Raw genomic sequence first — 13,458 nt, 5'->3', positions numbered from 1 at the left:
GCTGCCGCCGCTGCCGTCGGCGGCGGTCCGCGACCCGCGGTCGCCGCGCCTCGCGCGAATCGTCGTGGCTTCTATGTGCGAGCCGCGCGTACGCGATCGCATGGAGTCGACGAGCGTCGCCGCGGACCGGAGCCCCCACCGACCATGCCGCACATGAGCGTTCGACTGCCGGTCGCGGACGCCCCCGCGTCGGTCGGCGACCGTCGCGTCGGCCTCTCCGCGTCGGTGCTCTCGGACCTCGGCGTCGAGCCCGGCGAGACCGTGAGCGTCCGCGGCGGTCGGACCACCGCCGCGGTCGCGGCGCGCGTCGACGACGGCCCCGGCGGGGCCTGCCTCCCCGAGCCGATCCGCCGGAACGCCGAGGTCGACGTCGGCGACACGGTGACGGTCGAACCGGTCGACGCCGCGCCCGCCGCGACGGTCACCCTTCGCCTCGACGAGTCGATGGACCTCACCCGCGCGGCGGCGGCCCTGCGGCGTCGACTGGGCGGGACGGCCGTCTCCGTCGGCGACGAGGTCGAGGCGACGCTGCTCGGCGGCGCGCTGACGCTGACGTTCGTCGTCGGAGAGGTGACGCCGTCCTCGCCCGGGATCGTCGGCGAGGAGACCGAGATCGACGTGACGACCGACGAGGGGACGGCGGCGGTCGTCGACGATCCCGACCTCCCCGACGCGGGCGACGTCGTCCCCGCGGCGACGTTCCGGGAGCTCCGCGAGGCGACCGCGACCCGGCTCGACGGGCGCGAGTCGTTCGCGGCGGCCGGCCGGCCGACGACGCTCGGGCTCCTGCTCGAAGGGCCGCGCGGGGCCGGGAAGACGACGCTCGTCGAGGGGGTCGCGGCCGCGGTCGACGCGACCCTCGTCAGGGCCTCGGCCGCGCGGCTCCGCGGCGAGGGCGCGGGCGACCGCGACCGGCGGCTCGACCGCGTCGTCGACGCCGCGAGCGACGCCGACCGGGCGGTGGTCCTCCTCGACGACCTGGAGGTCCTCGGCGACGACGGCGCTGCCGCGACGCTCGGCGACCGCCTCCGCGAGACGCTCGACGAGCTGCGGGACGGGGACGGGACGGTCGTCGTCGGCGTGACCACGGACGCCGAGCGCGTCCCCGAGTCGCTGCGGCGCGGCGGGCGGTTCGACCGCGAGGTCGAGCTCGCCCCGCTGAGCGTCGCGGACCGGGAGGCGGCGCTCGAGAGCGTCGCCCGCGACGTCCCGCTCGCGATGGACGTCGACTTCGCGGCGACGGCGGCCCGGATCAACGGGTTCGTCCTCGCCGACGTCGCGGTGCTCGTCGACGCCGCGCTGGAGCGGGCGGTGCGCCGCGACGGCCGGACCGCGGTCCGGCAGGCCGACCTCGACGCCGCGATGGAGTCGATCGAGCCCGGGGGACTCCGGGACGTCGCCGTCGACGTCCCGTCGGTCTCGTGGGACGAGGTCGGCGGGCTGGAGGCCGCGAAACGCGAGATCGTCCGCGCGGTGTACTGGCCGCTGGAGTACGCCGACCGCTTCGAGCGCGCCGGCATCGAGCCGCCCTCCGGCGTGCTGCTGTACGGGCCGCCCGGCACCGGCAAGACGCTGCTCGCGCGGGCCGCCGCCAGCCTCAGCGACGCGAACTTCATCTCGGTGAACGGGCCGGAGCTGCTGAACCGGTACGTCGGGGCGAGCGAGCAGGCGGTGCGCGACCTGTTCGCGACGGCGCGGGAGAACGCGCCGGCGGTCGTCTTCTTCGACGAGGTCGACGCCATCTCCCCGAAGCGGCGCGGCGACGACACCGGCGCCGGCGAGCGCGTCGTCTCCCAGCTGCTGACGGAGCTCGACGGGCTCGAACCCCTGACGGACGTCGTCGTCGTCGCGGCGACCAACCGCCCCGATTCGATCGACGAGGCGCTCCTGCGGCCGGGACGGATCGAGAAGGCCGTCGAGACTCCCTTACCCGACGAGGCGGCGCGCCGCGAGATCCTCGCGATTCACACCCGGAACACGCCGACGACCGCCGCGGTCGACCTCGACGCGCTGGCGGCGCGGACCGCGGGGTACAGCGGCGGCGACCTCGCCGCCCTGGTCCGCGAGGCCGCGATGCTCGCCATCGAGGAGACGATCGTCGACGAAAGCGGCGGCGCCGACGGGCCGAGCGAGGCGATCGCGGTCGACGTCGACCACTTCGAGCGCGCGCTCGCCGAGACCGCGCCCTCGGTCGACGAGCCCGGCGAGCGGACGGCGACGCCGCAGGACTGAGCGGGGAGCCGACGGCGGCGATCCGAGATCTACCTACCCGCGCTCCTCGTGGAGGTTAAGAATGAAGTAGATGATCCCGAGCACCGTGACCAGTTCGACCGCCGAGACCATCCAGAACGCGGTTTCGAAGCTGATCCCCTGACGTTCCAGCGTCGGCAGCGCGAACAGCGCGGCGGCGGCGGCGGCGAAACAGACGACGATCCCGATGACCGACGTGATGTTCAGTACGGCGACGGTTTCGGTTGGTTCGTTGGACATGTATTGTGTATGAGTGTAAAAAATGAACCGCTATTCGACAGCCGACGCGAGAGGTCGGGAGCGCTTAGTCGGCGGCCGACGCCTCGCCGGCGGACGGCTCCGGCGCCTCGGCGTCGCCCATGATGGCGCGGCTGCGCAGGAGGACGAACCCGAAGCCAACCTTGGCCGTCACGTCGAGAACCATGAACAGGAGGGTCTCGATGCCGAGGCCGACGACGCCGGCGCCCTCGGTGCCGACGATCCACAGGATCGGGTAGGCCGTCCAGAGGACGAGGACCAACGCGGTCAGCGTGTTGAACGTACTCGCGACCTCGGGCCCGCGCGCCTTCGCCGCACTGCGGAGGCTCGTGGCGAGGTAGTACAGCACGATAATCATGCAGATCGTGCTGAACAGCCACCAGGAGTACCGCGCGAGCATCGTCTTCGACAGCGCACCGATGAGGCCGGTGACGATCATCAGCGCGTCGACGCCGATGAGCGTGCCGATGCTGACCCGGTCGACCTTCGCGAGCAGCGCGAGGTCGAGCAGGAGCAGCGGCGTGGTGAACAGCCAGTCGGCGTACCGGGCGTAGTAGATTTCGAGCGTGCCGCGGCCGACGACTTCGACCTCGGTCAGCCCGACGCCGAAGAACATCGACAGGTACGCGGCCGACGCGATGCCCGGCACGAGGATCGTGATCGCGTAGTACTCGCGAGCGTCCTTATCGGTGACCCCCCAGCCCTTGACGATGAAATAGAAGGTCCCGATAAGCATGAATAGCGTCCCGATACCCAGCCACAGCGTTTCGGGCCGACCGTCCCCGAGGACGTCGAACCCTGCCTGTAGTACTGTCGGATCCATACGCAAATCTGTGTTTGTGGTATAGTATATTCAACTTCGACACAGCATAGTAAGGTATGGCCTCGCGCGTCGCGGCGGCGACCCGCCGACTCCCGGCCCGGGTCGGATCCCGGAGACGGCGTTCGAGACGCGGGATCGGCGCTCGATGGCCCGGTACGGCGCGGGTTTCGGGTCGATCGCTCGTCAGGTGGGGGGTCGGTGCCTTACTGGTGACCCGAAACTAAACCATCCTGGCGTTCGTAGTGCCCGTATGGCGAACGAAGAGACCGAGACGGAGACCGAAACGACGGACGAGACCGAGGAAACGACGGAGCGCGAGACCGAGACGGAGGCGACGGCGCTCGACATGGAGGCGCTCGACGCGTACGAGGACCGCGTGGAGGAGCTCTCGTCGGCGCTGGAGGAGCGCGAGGAGACCATCGAGGAGCTGGAGTCCGTGGTCGAGGAGCAGTCCGAACAGATCGAGAAGCTGGAGGGCCGGTTCCTCGACCTCTCGGCCCGCGTCGCCGACGGGCGGAACCTCGGCGTCTGTCCGGAGTGTAACGGCCCGACGGAGAAGAAGGAGCGGCTGTTCCGGAGCGACACGATCGAGTGCCTGCGGTGCGGCGAGGTCGTCCACACGTACTGAGGCGCGCGGGCGCGTCCGAATCGGAGGTGCCCGAGGCGCCGGCGGTCGCTCAGTCGTCGCCGTCGGCCGGGACGCGGGCGTCCCAGTAGGAGACGGAGGCGACGTAGTCGCCCGGAACCGTGTCGCCGACGAGCTCGTCGAGGACGCGGAAGGGCTTCGCGACGGGACCGGGGAGCTCGCGGTAGAAGCCGTACGGCAGGACGAAGTCGTGCTCCTCGCCGGCGAGGGTGAGGTCCGCCGCGCGCAGCATGTCGACGACCTGCCGCTCGGAGTAGAGCCGGGAGCCCATCGGGAGCAGCCAGGTGTACAGCGTCCGGAGGCTGCGGCTGTTGAACGTGTCGAAGAACACCCGGTTCGCGCTGACGCGGCGCAGCTCGCGGGCGAACGGGACCGGGTCGTCCATCAGGTGGAAGAAGCGCATCGCGACCACCGTGTCGAAGTGGTCGTCCGGGAACGGGAGCCGGGAGGCGTCGCCGCGCACGAACTCGACGGTGTCGGACAGCCCCGCCTCGGCCGCCTTCTCGCGGCCCTGTTCGAGCATCTCCCGGGAGATGTCGAGCCCGACGATGTCGGCGCCCTGGTCCGCCAACATGGTGGTGAACCGACCGGTGCCGCAGGCGACTTCCAGCACGCGGTGTCCCTCCTCGATCGGCCCGAGCGCCGAGAGGACCGCCTCCTTCTCGCGCCGATCGATGAGCTCTCCGCCGCCCGAGAATCGGACGTCCTCGTACTCCTCCGCGACCTCGTCGGCCTGGTACCAGTCCTGTCCCTTCACGTTGTCCGTACTGCACGCCCGACCGACAAAACCGTACTGGATGCGGTCGGGGACGGGGACGCGATCCGAGGGTCGCGGCCGCGTCCCCCTCCCGCGACTCGACCGGGTCGTCGCCCCCTTATCGGGTCGATTCCGGACGGGCCGGTCTCGGTCGACGCTTTGCCGACCGATCGAGACGAGGCGTTCTGAGCGGAACCAGACGCCCGGACCGGAACGAAGCGCCCGGACCGAGACGTGATATTAACACATTATATTATCCCAATCGGATTCCCCAATATGTAGCTAACCTTTACCAATAAGCGAATAGTTCACCGCGTTATGAGTACCAGTCCAGCGGAGACCGCCGACCAGGACCGCCTCTCTGAGAGCGAGTACCGCGACCGCTTGCGCGAACTCCCCCCGAGCGCCAAGCTCGTCGCCAAGGTACTGGAGGGCGACTCGCCCCTCTCGCAGGGCGGCCTCGCCGAGGAGTCGCTCCTCCCCGACCGCACCGTCCGCTACGCGCTCAACCGCCTGGAGGAGGAGGGGCTCGTCGACTCCCGCTACAGCTTCAAGGACGCCCGCAAGCAGGTCTACTACCTGACGACGTAACCGGAACGCCGACCGAACCGCACGGAGCCCTTTTTAATCCCTCGCCCCGATACCCGGACGTATGGAGCTCTCGGTCGTCGTACCGACCCTCAACGGGCGGGACCGGCTGGCCGCCTGTCTCGACGCGCTGGCGACGCACGCCCCCGAGTCTGAGGTGATCGTCGCCAACGGCCCCTCCGCGGACGGGACGACCGGGATGGTGCGCGACCGCGACGACGTCGACGTGCTCGTGGAGGTCTCGGACCGCACGGTCAACGTCGCCCGCAACGCCGGCATCGAGGTCGCGACCGGCGACGCGGTCGCCCTGGTCGACTACGACAACCGGATCGGCGAGGGGTGGCTCGACGCGGTCCGGTCCGGGCTCGCCGCCGCCGACGCGGTGACGGGACCGGTGACGCCGATCGAACCGTCCCGCGCGGCCGGGGACGCCGCCGACGGTGAGGCGGTCGACGCCGCCGCCGAGGGCGACGCCGCCGAGGGCGACGCCGCCGAGGGCGACTCGGGCCCCGAACGCCGAACGATCGCGGGCCGCGACGTCACCTACTTCGCGGGCGGGAACGTCGCCTTCAGGCGGGAGACGCTCCGGGACCTCGACGGCTTCGACGAGTACCTCCGGACCGGCGGCGCGCGCGACGCGGCCCACCGGCTCGCGCGGATGGACCGCGAGGTCGCGTGGCGCGACGACCTCGCCGCGACAAAGGAGCTGCCGACCCCGGCCGCCGCCGACGGCGGGCGCAGCGCCCGCGAGTGGGGCTGGAAGTACCGGGCGCTCGCGTACCGACTGCTGAAGAACTACGGGGTCCGGCCGACGGTGGCGGCGCGGGTCGGCTCGCACGCCGCGACGGACGCGCTCGGTGCGGCCGCCGACGTGGTCCGCGGCGAGTCGACGCCCTCGCGGTGGGTCGCGACCGGCCGCGACGTGCTCGTCGGGCTCGCCGGCGGGAGCTCGGACGGCCTCGTCGCCCGCGGCCGCGACCGGAGCCCGGCCCGGAACCCGAACGGGCTCTCGAAGCGCGCCGACCGCGCCGTCGCGAAGTACGACCGACGGGAGCGGGAGGAGTGACGGGCGGGCGGCCCGGGCCGTCCGCCCGTCCCCGCGTCCTTTAACCACCGGGGTCGCCTACGGCCGGTAACGAATGGGACTCACGAAGCGGATCATCCCCTGTATCGACGTCGACCTCGACGACGACGGGGACGCGGCGGTGTACACGGGCGTCAACTTCGAGAACCTGGAGTACACCGGCGATCCCGTCGAGCTGGCGAAGAAGTACAACGCCGCCGGCGCAGACGAGTTCGTCTTCCTCGACATCACCGCGAGCGCGGAGGGCCGCGAGACGATGCTCGACGTCGTCAACGCGGTCGCCGACGAGTGTTTCATCCCCCTCACCGTCGGCGGCGGCATCCGCACAAAGGCCGACATCAAGGAGACGCTCCGCGCCGGCGCGGACAAGGTGTCGATCACGACCGGCGCCCTCGAACGCCCCGAGCTCATCGAGGAGGGCGCCGCGGCGTTCGGCAGCCAGTGCATCGTCATCTCGGTCGACGCGCGCCGCCGGTACGACGACGCGGGCGACCACTTCTACGAGGACGAGGACGGCGAGACGGTGTGGTTCGAGTGCACGAAGAAGGGCGGCCGCGAGGGTACCGGGATCGACGCCGTCTCGTGGGCGCAGGAGGCCGAGGCGCGCGGCGCGGGCGAGCTGTTCGTCAACTCCATCGACAAGGACGGGACGAAGGACGGCTACGACATTCCGCTGATGACGGCGGTGTGCGACGCCGTCTCGACGCCCGTCATCGCCTCCTCCGGCTGCGGCGCGCCCGAGGACATGTACGAGGTGTTCACCGAGGCGAACGCCGACGCGGGGCTCGCCGCCTCGATCTTCCACTTCGGCGACTACTCCATCGAGGAGACGAAGGCGTACCTCGACGAGCGCGGCGTTCCCGTCCGGCTGTGAGCCCGGCCGTGCCGCTTTTGTCATAGGGGCCCGAGTCGGGTCCGTGGATTCACTCGGGGATCGGTTAATTTCCGGTATCGATGACGGTTGTTCCGCCGATCGCGACCGAAAACCAATACTTATTATTCGATCGGAAACGAATCGCGACGTATGTCCACGTCACCGACGCGCGTCCGTGCCGAGCGCCCGGAGCTCGTCTGTAAGCGGACCGACGGCGGCTCGGGTGAGGGTGAGGTGACGTTCTTCGAGCGGGACCGCGATCCCGACGAGCGGACGACGCGCTGGATCACGGTCCGAGAGGCGGACTGCGTGACGCGCGACGAGTGGCGGTAGTACGTCGTTTCCGTTCGATTTTTGATCGGTTGGGTCGGTATCGGCGAGTCGGTGAGGGCGGCCACGATCTCAGTCGCTCGTTTATAAGTGATTGACTGAAGAACGGCGGTTAACACCTCCAAAGCCCCAGCCGTTCGCCTATAGGCAGTTGATCCCGGATCATTGGTGAACACCTCCAAAGCCCCAGCCGCGAGGACGGCGCACGCTCGCTGCGCTCCTCAGTCGCTCACTTCGTTCGCTCCTTACGGTGCTTGCGTCGCCTGCGCCGTCCTCGCGACTGCCCCTTTGAGTCCCACCCGACCGCGACCGCACCGCACCTCACGCCTCCCCAGCCTCGTCGGTGGTCCTCCGCTTCGCTCCGGACCACCGACTCCCTCGCGCGGTGCTGCTCGGCCGCGGGGCGGCCTCGCAGGCACGCGCCACCGCACGTTCATTTATAAATAACCCTCGTCGACTCACAGCCGCTCGCCGTCGTAGTACCGCTCCTCTATCCGTCGGTCGAACAGCCGCGAGAGCAGGGTGGTCAGGGGGCCTTCGACGCCGTCCCCCTCCCCGTCGACCGCGAGGCCGTCGACCGTCTCGACCGGGCGGATCTCCCACGTCGAGTTGGTGAGGAAGACCTCGTCGGCCCCGCGGACCGCGTCGGGCGCGTACGTCCCCTCCTCCACCGGGATCCCCTCTTCCTCGGCGATCTCGATCACGGTGCGCCGGGTGACGCCGGGGAGGATCGGACCGTCGAGGGAGGGCGTCTTGAGGGCCGCACCGTCGGCGAAGAAGAGGTTCGCGGTCGCCCCCTCGGCGACGTTGCCGTCGGGGTCGAGCATGAGCGCCTCGTCGGCGCCGGTCACCCGGAGCTCCAGCCGGGCCAAGATCCCGTTGAGGTAGTTGTGCGTCTTCGCGCCGGCCGGGAGCGCCCGCGGGGACGGCTTGCGGGTCTTCGTCGTCTGGAGCGCGGCCGGCCCGCCGTGGACCGGCTCCGAGTCGACGCCGCCGCGGGGGAGCGGCTTCGCGATCACGACGACGGTCGGGTCCACCTCGGGCGTCGGGTCGAGCGTGCCGGGCTGGACCCCGCGGGTGACCGAGAGTTTCAGGTAGGCGTCCGCGAGGCCGTTCGCGGCGAGCGTCTCGTCGACCCGGGCCCTCAGGTCGGCGTCGGCGAGACCGTGGTCGAGCCCGAGGGCGTCGCAGGTGTCGGCGAGCCGCGCGGCGTGGGCGTCCCATCGGAAGACGTCGCCGCCGTACGCGCGCATCGTCTCGAAGGCGGCGTCGCCGTAGGCGAACCCGCGGTCCTCGACCGAGACGGTCGCCTCGCTCGCGGGCGCGAGCTCGCCGTCGACGTGGTACCGGAGCTCCTCGCCCGCGTCGCTCCCGGGCGGTTCGTCGCCCGCGCCGCCCTCGCTCGATCCCTCACTCATGCGCCTCGCACACCTCCGCGAAGTTCGCCACCATCGCCTTCCCCCGCGGCGTGAGGATGCTCTCGGGGTGGAACTGCACGCCGATATGGGGTCGCTCGCGGTGACGCACGCCCATCACGACCTCGCGCTCCTCGTCCGTGCGGGCCGTCTCGACGAGCTCGTCGGGGAGGTCGTCGCGCTCGACGCACAGCGAGTGGTACCGCCCGACGCGGAGCCGGTCGGGGAGCCCGGCGAACACGCCCGACCCGTCGTGGGTGATCGCCGACGGCTTCCCGTGGACGACCTCCGGGGCGTGACCGACCCGGCTCCCGCGGTTCGCACACAGCGCCTGGTGGCCGAGACAGACGCCGAGCACCGGGAGATCGAGGTCGAAGACGGCCGTGGAGACGCCCGCCTCGGCCGGGGTGCCCGGCCCCGGCGAGACGACGACGCCGTCGGGGTCGAGCGCGCGGATCCCGTCGAGGTCGACCGCGTCGTTCCGCCGCACCGCGACCGCGCCGGCGACCTCGCCCACGTACTGGACGAGGTTGTACGCGAACGAGTCGTAGTTGTCGACGACGAGCACCCGGGCCTCGGCGTCGCCGGCGCCGGCCCGCCAGCCGGCCGCGGCGTCGCCGGCCGCGTCCGCCCCGGCGCCGTCGGCGCGCCTCCCCTCCGGGGCCGCCGCGTCAGTCATCGCTCGCCTCCGGCTCCTCCGGGTCGCTCGCGGCCCCGGGCCCGCCGACGGCAATCCCGCCCGCCGCGAGCGCCTCGTCGATGGCGGTCACGAGCGCGCGCGCCTTCGCGAGCGTCTCCTCGTACTCCGCGTCGGGTTCGGAGTCGTGGACGATCCCGGCGCCGACGCGCAGGTGGTACTCCGCGGCGTGCCGGACCAAGGTGCGGATGACGATGTTCAGCGTCGCGCGGCCGTCGAACCCCGCGGCGAGCATCGAGCCGGTGTACGGCCCCCGACGCGTCGCCTCCAGCTCGTCGATGATCTCCATCGTCCGCGGCTTGGGCGCGCCCGTGATCGTCCCGCCGGGGAAACACGCCGCGACCGCGTCGGCGACCCCCACGTCCGGGCGCGCCTCGCCCTCGATCAGGCTCACGAGGTGCATCACCTCGCTGTACCGGTCGACGCGGCGGTACTCCGCGACGTCGACCGTGCCGAACCGCGAGACCTTCCCGAGGTCGTTGCGCTCTAGGTCGACGAGCATCGCGTGCTCCGCGCGCTCCTTCGCGTCGCCGGTCAGCTCGGCCTCCAGCGCCGCGTCCTCGTCGGGGGTCGCCCCGCGCGGTCGCGTCCCGGCGATAGGCTCCGTCACGAGGCGAGCGCCGCGCTCGGAGTCGTCGGTCGGAATGCGCTCCAACAGGAGCTCCGGGCTCGCGCTCACGAGGTCGACGCCGACGGGGGCGTCGCCGCCCTCGCTCCCGTCCGGTTCCCCCTTGCTCCCGTCCGGTTCCCCCTCCCGCGAGAACTCGATCAGGCCGGAGTACGGCGCCGGGTTCACCGCCCGGAGCGCGTCGTACGCCTCCACCGGGTGGACCGCGGCCGGGGCCCGGAGGCGCTGCGACACGTTCGCCTGGAAGGTGTCGCCGTCGCGGACGTACGCCTTCACCCGGCGGACCGCCTCGGCGTACCCCTCGCGGCCGACGTCGCTCTCGAAGGTCGCCGTCGCGGCGTCGGGGTCGGGGGCGGGGCCGACGCCCGGGTCCCCGGTCTCGATCCGGTTGATCAGGTCGCCGGCCCGCGCCGCCCCCGCGTCGAACAGCGCGTCGAGGGCGTCGCGGTCGGCGTCCGAGTCGCCGAGCCCCTCGGGAACCCGGGGGCAGGCGGTCACGCGGAGCGTGACGGGGGGGTCGTCGGTGCCCCCTTCGGTATTATCGGCGACCGGACGCTCCCACGCCGCGACCCGGTCGAAGACGCCGACCTGAAGCCGAGGGAGGCCCCGGTCGTCGACCGCGCCCGGCCCCGCCGGCGCGGGCGCCGGGAGCGACTCCAGCTCGCGGGCGACGTCGTAGGAGAGCCAGCCGAACGCGCCGCAGGGGTACGGGACCTCGCAGTCGCCGCGCGCGAGGGCCTCCCCGTCGAGGAGCCCCTGGAGCGCCGCGAGCGTCGGGCTCGGGCGCCGGTAGTCGCCCGCGGACCCCTCGGCGGCCCCGGCGACGGCCGCGTCGCCCGAGGCGGTCAGCCGCTCGATTGGGTCGACCCCGAAGTAGCCCCACCCGGCCTGCCCGCCGGTGGTCTCGTAACAGAAGCCGCCGGGACCGTCGCGGGCCCGGCGGTAGGCCGCGAAGGGATCGTCGACGGCGACCCGGCGCTCGACCGGGACCCGGGCCCCCGCGGGCGCCGCGGCGGCGACCTCGCGGAAGCGGTCCCGGTCGGTGTGTACCGATCGCTGCATGTGGGTCGGTTCGGCGGGCGCGACGAAACAGTTGCGGTCGGGGGTCTCGGAGGCGGTCGGGACCGTCGGCCTCAGAACTCGCTCGCGCGCTCGATCCACGTCGCGGCGCGGCTCTCGCCGACGCTCGTGCCCTCGGCGACCGCCTCCGGGTCGGCGGCCGCGAGGTCCTCGACGCTGTCGATCCCGATCTCGGCGAGCCGCTCGGCGTAGGCCGGACCGATCCCCTTGATCTCCTCGACGTCGGTGCCGACGTCGTCGGCGTCGACGGCGACGTCGTCCGCCCCGGCGTCGGCGGCCTCGGCCTGCTCGGCGGCGGTGTCGTCGGTCCCGGCGCTGTCCGCGTCGCCTCCGTCCGCGTCGCCGCCTTCGCTCTCGCCGTCTCCCGCGTCCGGCTCCCCGTCGACCAGTGACTCCGTGGAGGCCGCCGCCTCGGTCCCGGCGGCGGCGGACTCCGCGTCCCCGGGGTCGCTCTCGGCGTCCGCCTCGGCCGTCGGGTCGCTCTCGACGGTCACTTCCGCCTCCGTCTCGTCGCGCTCGGCGCGACCGGTCCCGAACCCGAGCTTCTCCTTGATCTTCTGCAGTAGGGCCATCGACGGGGCATACGCCCGTGGGATATTTAAAAACCCTCGCCGCCGACCGCCCCCGAGTTCGGTGGGTCGCCGAGCTCCGCCGGGCGCCCGTCTCGCCGGTTTATAAGTAACGTCGGTCCATCCGACGGGTATGAATCTCGTTAACCCGGTCATGTGGTCGGTCCACGTCGGCTTCGCGGTCCTCTGGACCGGCAGCGTCCTGTTCGTCGCCCTCGCGGTGCTCCCGCCGGCGCTGCGCGGCGACGTCGACGGCGACGCCCTCGGGTCGATCGTCGGCCGCCTCCGGTGGATCACCCGGATCGCCGCCCTCGCGTTCCTCGCCTCCGGCGGCCACATGGCCGGGACGCTGTACACGTTCGAGTCGCTCACCGGGACCGGTCGCGGTCACCTCGTGCTGACGATGATCGCGCTCTGGTTCCTGATCACCGGGCTCGTCGAGGTCGCGAGCGGGAAGCTGGCCGACGGGCTCGACGCCGGCAAGCTCCGCGAGCCCGCCCGCGACGCGAAGCCGTTCCTCTACGGCGCCGCCGGGCTCTCCGCGGCCCTCGTCGTCACCGCCGGGCTGCTGGCGACGCCCGGACTCGTCTAGCGCCTCTCGGACCGCTCCGGACCCTACTCCAGCTCCGCCCGCAGCGCCGCGTTCATCGCGTCGACGGGCGCCTCCCGGCCGGTCCAGATCTCGAACGCCTCGACGCCCTGGAACAGCAGCATCCACGCGCCGTCGACCGTCGTCGCGCCCGCCTCGGCGGCCTCCCGCAGGAGCCGCGTCTCGATCGGCGCGTACACCGCGTCGAGCACCGCGAGGTCGCCGTGGAGGTGTTCCGCGGGCACCGGCGTCTCCCCGGGGGCCTCCATCCCGACGCTCGTCGCGTTGACCAGCACGTCCGCGCCGGCGACGCGCTCGCCGAGGTCGCCGAGGCCGCCGCCGGTCGCGCCGGGGACCGCCTCCGCCAGCGAGACGGCGCGCTCGGCGGTGCGGTTCGCCACGCGGACGCTCGCGCCCGCGTCGGCCAGCGCGAACGCCGCCGCGCGTCCGGCGCCGCCGGCGCCGACGACGAGCGCTTCCCTCCCGTCCAGTTCCACGTCGTGGCGCGCGAAGGCGCGCTGCACGCCCGCCGCGTCGGTGTTGTGGCCGCGGGGGCGGTCGGCGTCGCCGTCGCGCACCGGGCCGAAGTCGACCGTGTTGACCGCCCCGATGCGCTCGGCGAGGGGCGCGGCGTCGACCGCGTCGAGGATGTCGCGCTTGAACGGCACCGTGACGTTGAGCCCGGCCACGCCGAGGTCGGCGGCGCCCGCGACCGCCGCGGCCGCCGCGTCGGCGTCCGGCTCGAAGGTGACGTAGCGCGCGTCGATCCCGAGCGCCTCGTAGCCGGCCTCGTGGAGCGGCGGCGACAGCGAGTGCTCGACCGGGTTCCCGATCAGTCCGTACACGTCCATGGGCGCTCACGCGGCCGCG

General features: G+C 72.4%; 15 protein-coding genes. 7 read left to right on the top strand and 8 right to left on the bottom strand.

Annotated features, from left to right (window positions below; genetic code table 11):
- Positions 1–153: 153 nt before the first annotated feature.
- Entirely contained in the window at positions 154–2,232 is a 2,079-nt protein-coding gene (locus NO900_RS08760; RefSeq protein ID WP_256408834.1) for an AAA family ATPase, read from the top strand.
- Between the two features lie 33 nt (positions 2,233–2,265).
- On the opposite strand, the gene NO900_RS08755 is transcribed toward NO900_RS08760, so the two are convergent.
- Positions 2,266–2,490, bottom strand: coding sequence for a hypothetical protein (locus NO900_RS08755; protein ID WP_256408833.1), 225 nt, complete (start codon positions 2,488–2,490; stop codon positions 2,266–2,268).
- A gap of 64 nt (positions 2,491–2,554) precedes the next feature.
- A complete protein-coding gene (locus NO900_RS08750; RefSeq protein WP_256408832.1) occupies positions 2,555–3,331 on the bottom strand; it encodes a bacteriorhodopsin in 777 nt (258 codons plus the stop codon).
- A 250-nt stretch (positions 3,332–3,581) separates the two neighbouring features.
- On the opposite strand from NO900_RS08750, the gene NO900_RS08745 reads away from it, so the two are divergent.
- The gene (locus tag NO900_RS08745; RefSeq protein WP_256408831.1) at positions 3,582–3,959 is read left to right on the top strand and encodes a hypothetical protein; all 378 of its coding nucleotides are present in this window, start codon (positions 3,582–3,584) and stop codon (positions 3,957–3,959) included.
- Positions 3,960–4,008: 49 nt separating this feature from the next.
- On the opposite strand, the gene NO900_RS08740 is transcribed toward NO900_RS08745, so the two are convergent.
- On the bottom strand, positions 4,009–4,734 hold the full coding sequence (locus NO900_RS08740) for a class I SAM-dependent methyltransferase (protein ID WP_256408830.1): 726 nt from the start codon (positions 4,732–4,734) through the stop codon (positions 4,009–4,011).
- A gap of 318 nt (positions 4,735–5,052) precedes the next feature.
- On the opposite strand from NO900_RS08740, the gene NO900_RS08735 reads away from it, so the two are divergent.
- From NO900_RS08735 to NO900_RS08720, 4 genes are all read left to right on the top strand, one after another.
- Positions 5,053–5,325 carry a helix-turn-helix domain-containing protein gene (locus NO900_RS08735; RefSeq protein ID WP_092562049.1) on the top strand — a complete coding sequence of 91 codons (273 nt, stop codon included), beginning with the start codon at positions 5,053–5,055 and terminating at the stop codon, positions 5,323–5,325.
- Positions 5,326–5,386: 61 nt separating this feature from the next.
- Positions 5,387–6,388, top strand: coding sequence for a glycosyltransferase (locus NO900_RS08730; protein WP_256408829.1), 1,002 nt, complete (start codon positions 5,387–5,389; stop codon positions 6,386–6,388).
- A 73-nt stretch (positions 6,389–6,461) separates the two neighbouring features.
- Complete coding sequence (gene hisF / locus NO900_RS08725) at positions 6,462–7,280, top strand: imidazole glycerol phosphate synthase subunit HisF (RefSeq protein ID WP_256408828.1); 819 nt, start codon at positions 6,462–6,464, stop codon at positions 7,278–7,280.
- Between the two features lie 150 nt (positions 7,281–7,430).
- On the top strand, positions 7,431–7,613 hold the full coding sequence (locus NO900_RS08720; RefSeq protein ID WP_256408827.1) for a DUF7511 domain-containing protein: 183 nt from the start codon (positions 7,431–7,433) through the stop codon (positions 7,611–7,613).
- Positions 7,614–8,068: 455 nt separating this feature from the next.
- Here the strand turns inward: NO900_RS08720 and NO900_RS08715 are convergent, their stop codons facing one another.
- The 4 genes from NO900_RS08715 to NO900_RS08700 all read right to left on the bottom strand — a co-directional run bounded on the left by NO900_RS08715 (position 8,069) and on the right by NO900_RS08700 (position 12,002).
- Positions 8,069–9,028: an aminotransferase class IV gene (locus tag NO900_RS08715; protein ID WP_256408826.1), complete on the bottom strand. Its 960-nt coding sequence runs from the start codon at positions 9,026–9,028 to the stop codon at positions 8,069–8,071.
- On the bottom strand, positions 9,021–9,704 hold the full coding sequence (locus tag NO900_RS08710; RefSeq protein ID WP_256408825.1) for an anthranilate synthase component II: 684 nt from the start codon (positions 9,702–9,704) through the stop codon (positions 9,021–9,023). The genes NO900_RS08715 and NO900_RS08710 overlap by 8 nt, the downstream gene beginning before the upstream one ends.
- Positions 9,697–11,412 carry an anthranilate synthase component I family protein gene (locus NO900_RS08705; protein ID WP_256408824.1) on the bottom strand — a complete coding sequence of 572 codons (1,716 nt, stop codon included), beginning with the start codon at positions 11,410–11,412 and terminating at the stop codon, positions 9,697–9,699. The genes NO900_RS08710 and NO900_RS08705 overlap by 8 nt, the downstream gene beginning before the upstream one ends.
- Before the next feature lie 71 nt (positions 11,413–11,483).
- The gene (locus NO900_RS08700) at positions 11,484–12,002 is read right to left on the bottom strand and encodes a helix-hairpin-helix domain-containing protein (RefSeq protein WP_256408823.1); all 519 of its coding nucleotides are present in this window, start codon (positions 12,000–12,002) and stop codon (positions 11,484–11,486) included.
- A gap of 130 nt (positions 12,003–12,132) precedes the next feature.
- Here NO900_RS08700 and NO900_RS08695 point away from each other — a divergent pair, with 130 nt between their 5' ends.
- Complete coding sequence (locus tag NO900_RS08695; protein WP_256408822.1) at positions 12,133–12,591, top strand: transporter; 459 nt, start codon at positions 12,133–12,135, stop codon at positions 12,589–12,591.
- A gap of 23 nt (positions 12,592–12,614) precedes the next feature.
- Here the strand turns inward: NO900_RS08695 and NO900_RS08690 are convergent, their stop codons facing one another.
- Entirely contained in the window at positions 12,615–13,439 is an 825-nt protein-coding gene (locus tag NO900_RS08690) for a shikimate dehydrogenase (protein ID WP_256408821.1), read from the bottom strand.
- Between the last annotated feature and the right edge of the window lie 19 nt (positions 13,440–13,458).

Source organism: Halorubrum rutilum, from assembly GCF_024494565.1.
This window is presented reverse-complemented; position numbering and strand designations above follow the sequence as displayed.

Bases quoted from the DNA above. Each gene is read 5' to 3' on its own strand.
- NO900_RS08730 (WP_256408829.1), top strand. From the start codon at position 5,387: ATGGAGCTCTCGGTCGTCGTACCGACCCTCAACGGGCGGGACCGGCTG.
- NO900_RS08745 (WP_256408831.1), top strand. From the start codon at position 3,582: ATGGCGAACGAAGAGACCGAGACGGAGACCGAAACGACGGACGAGACC.
- NO900_RS08750 (WP_256408832.1), bottom strand. From the start codon at position 3,331: ATGGATCCGACAGTACTACAGGCAGGGTTCGACGTCCTCGGGGACGGT.
- NO900_RS08715 (WP_256408826.1), bottom strand. From the start codon at position 9,028: ATGAGTGAGGGATCGAGCGAGGGCGGCGCGGGCGACGAACCGCCCGGG.
- NO900_RS08760 (WP_256408834.1), top strand. From the start codon at position 154: ATGAGCGTTCGACTGCCGGTCGCGGACGCCCCCGCGTCGGTCGGCGAC.
- NO900_RS08735 (WP_092562049.1), top strand. From the start codon at position 5,053: ATGAGTACCAGTCCAGCGGAGACCGCCGACCAGGACCGCCTCTCTGAG.
- NO900_RS08755 (WP_256408833.1), bottom strand. From the start codon at position 2,490: ATGTCCAACGAACCAACCGAAACCGTCGCCGTACTGAACATCACGTCG.
- hisF (WP_256408828.1), top strand. From the start codon at position 6,462: ATGGGACTCACGAAGCGGATCATCCCCTGTATCGACGTCGACCTCGAC.
- NO900_RS08705 (WP_256408824.1), bottom strand. From the start codon at position 11,412: ATGCAGCGATCGGTACACACCGACCGGGACCGCTTCCGCGAGGTCGCC.
- NO900_RS08720 (WP_256408827.1), top strand. From the start codon at position 7,431: ATGTCCACGTCACCGACGCGCGTCCGTGCCGAGCGCCCGGAGCTCGTC.
- NO900_RS08690 (WP_256408821.1), bottom strand. From the start codon at position 13,439: ATGGACGTGTACGGACTGATCGGGAACCCGGTCGAGCACTCGCTGTCG.
- NO900_RS08695 (WP_256408822.1), top strand. From the start codon at position 12,133: ATGAATCTCGTTAACCCGGTCATGTGGTCGGTCCACGTCGGCTTCGCG.
- NO900_RS08700 (WP_256408823.1), bottom strand. From the start codon at position 12,002: ATGGCCCTACTGCAGAAGATCAAGGAGAAGCTCGGGTTCGGGACCGGT.
- NO900_RS08710 (WP_256408825.1), bottom strand. From the start codon at position 9,704: ATGACTGACGCGGCGGCCCCGGAGGGGAGGCGCGCCGACGGCGCCGGG.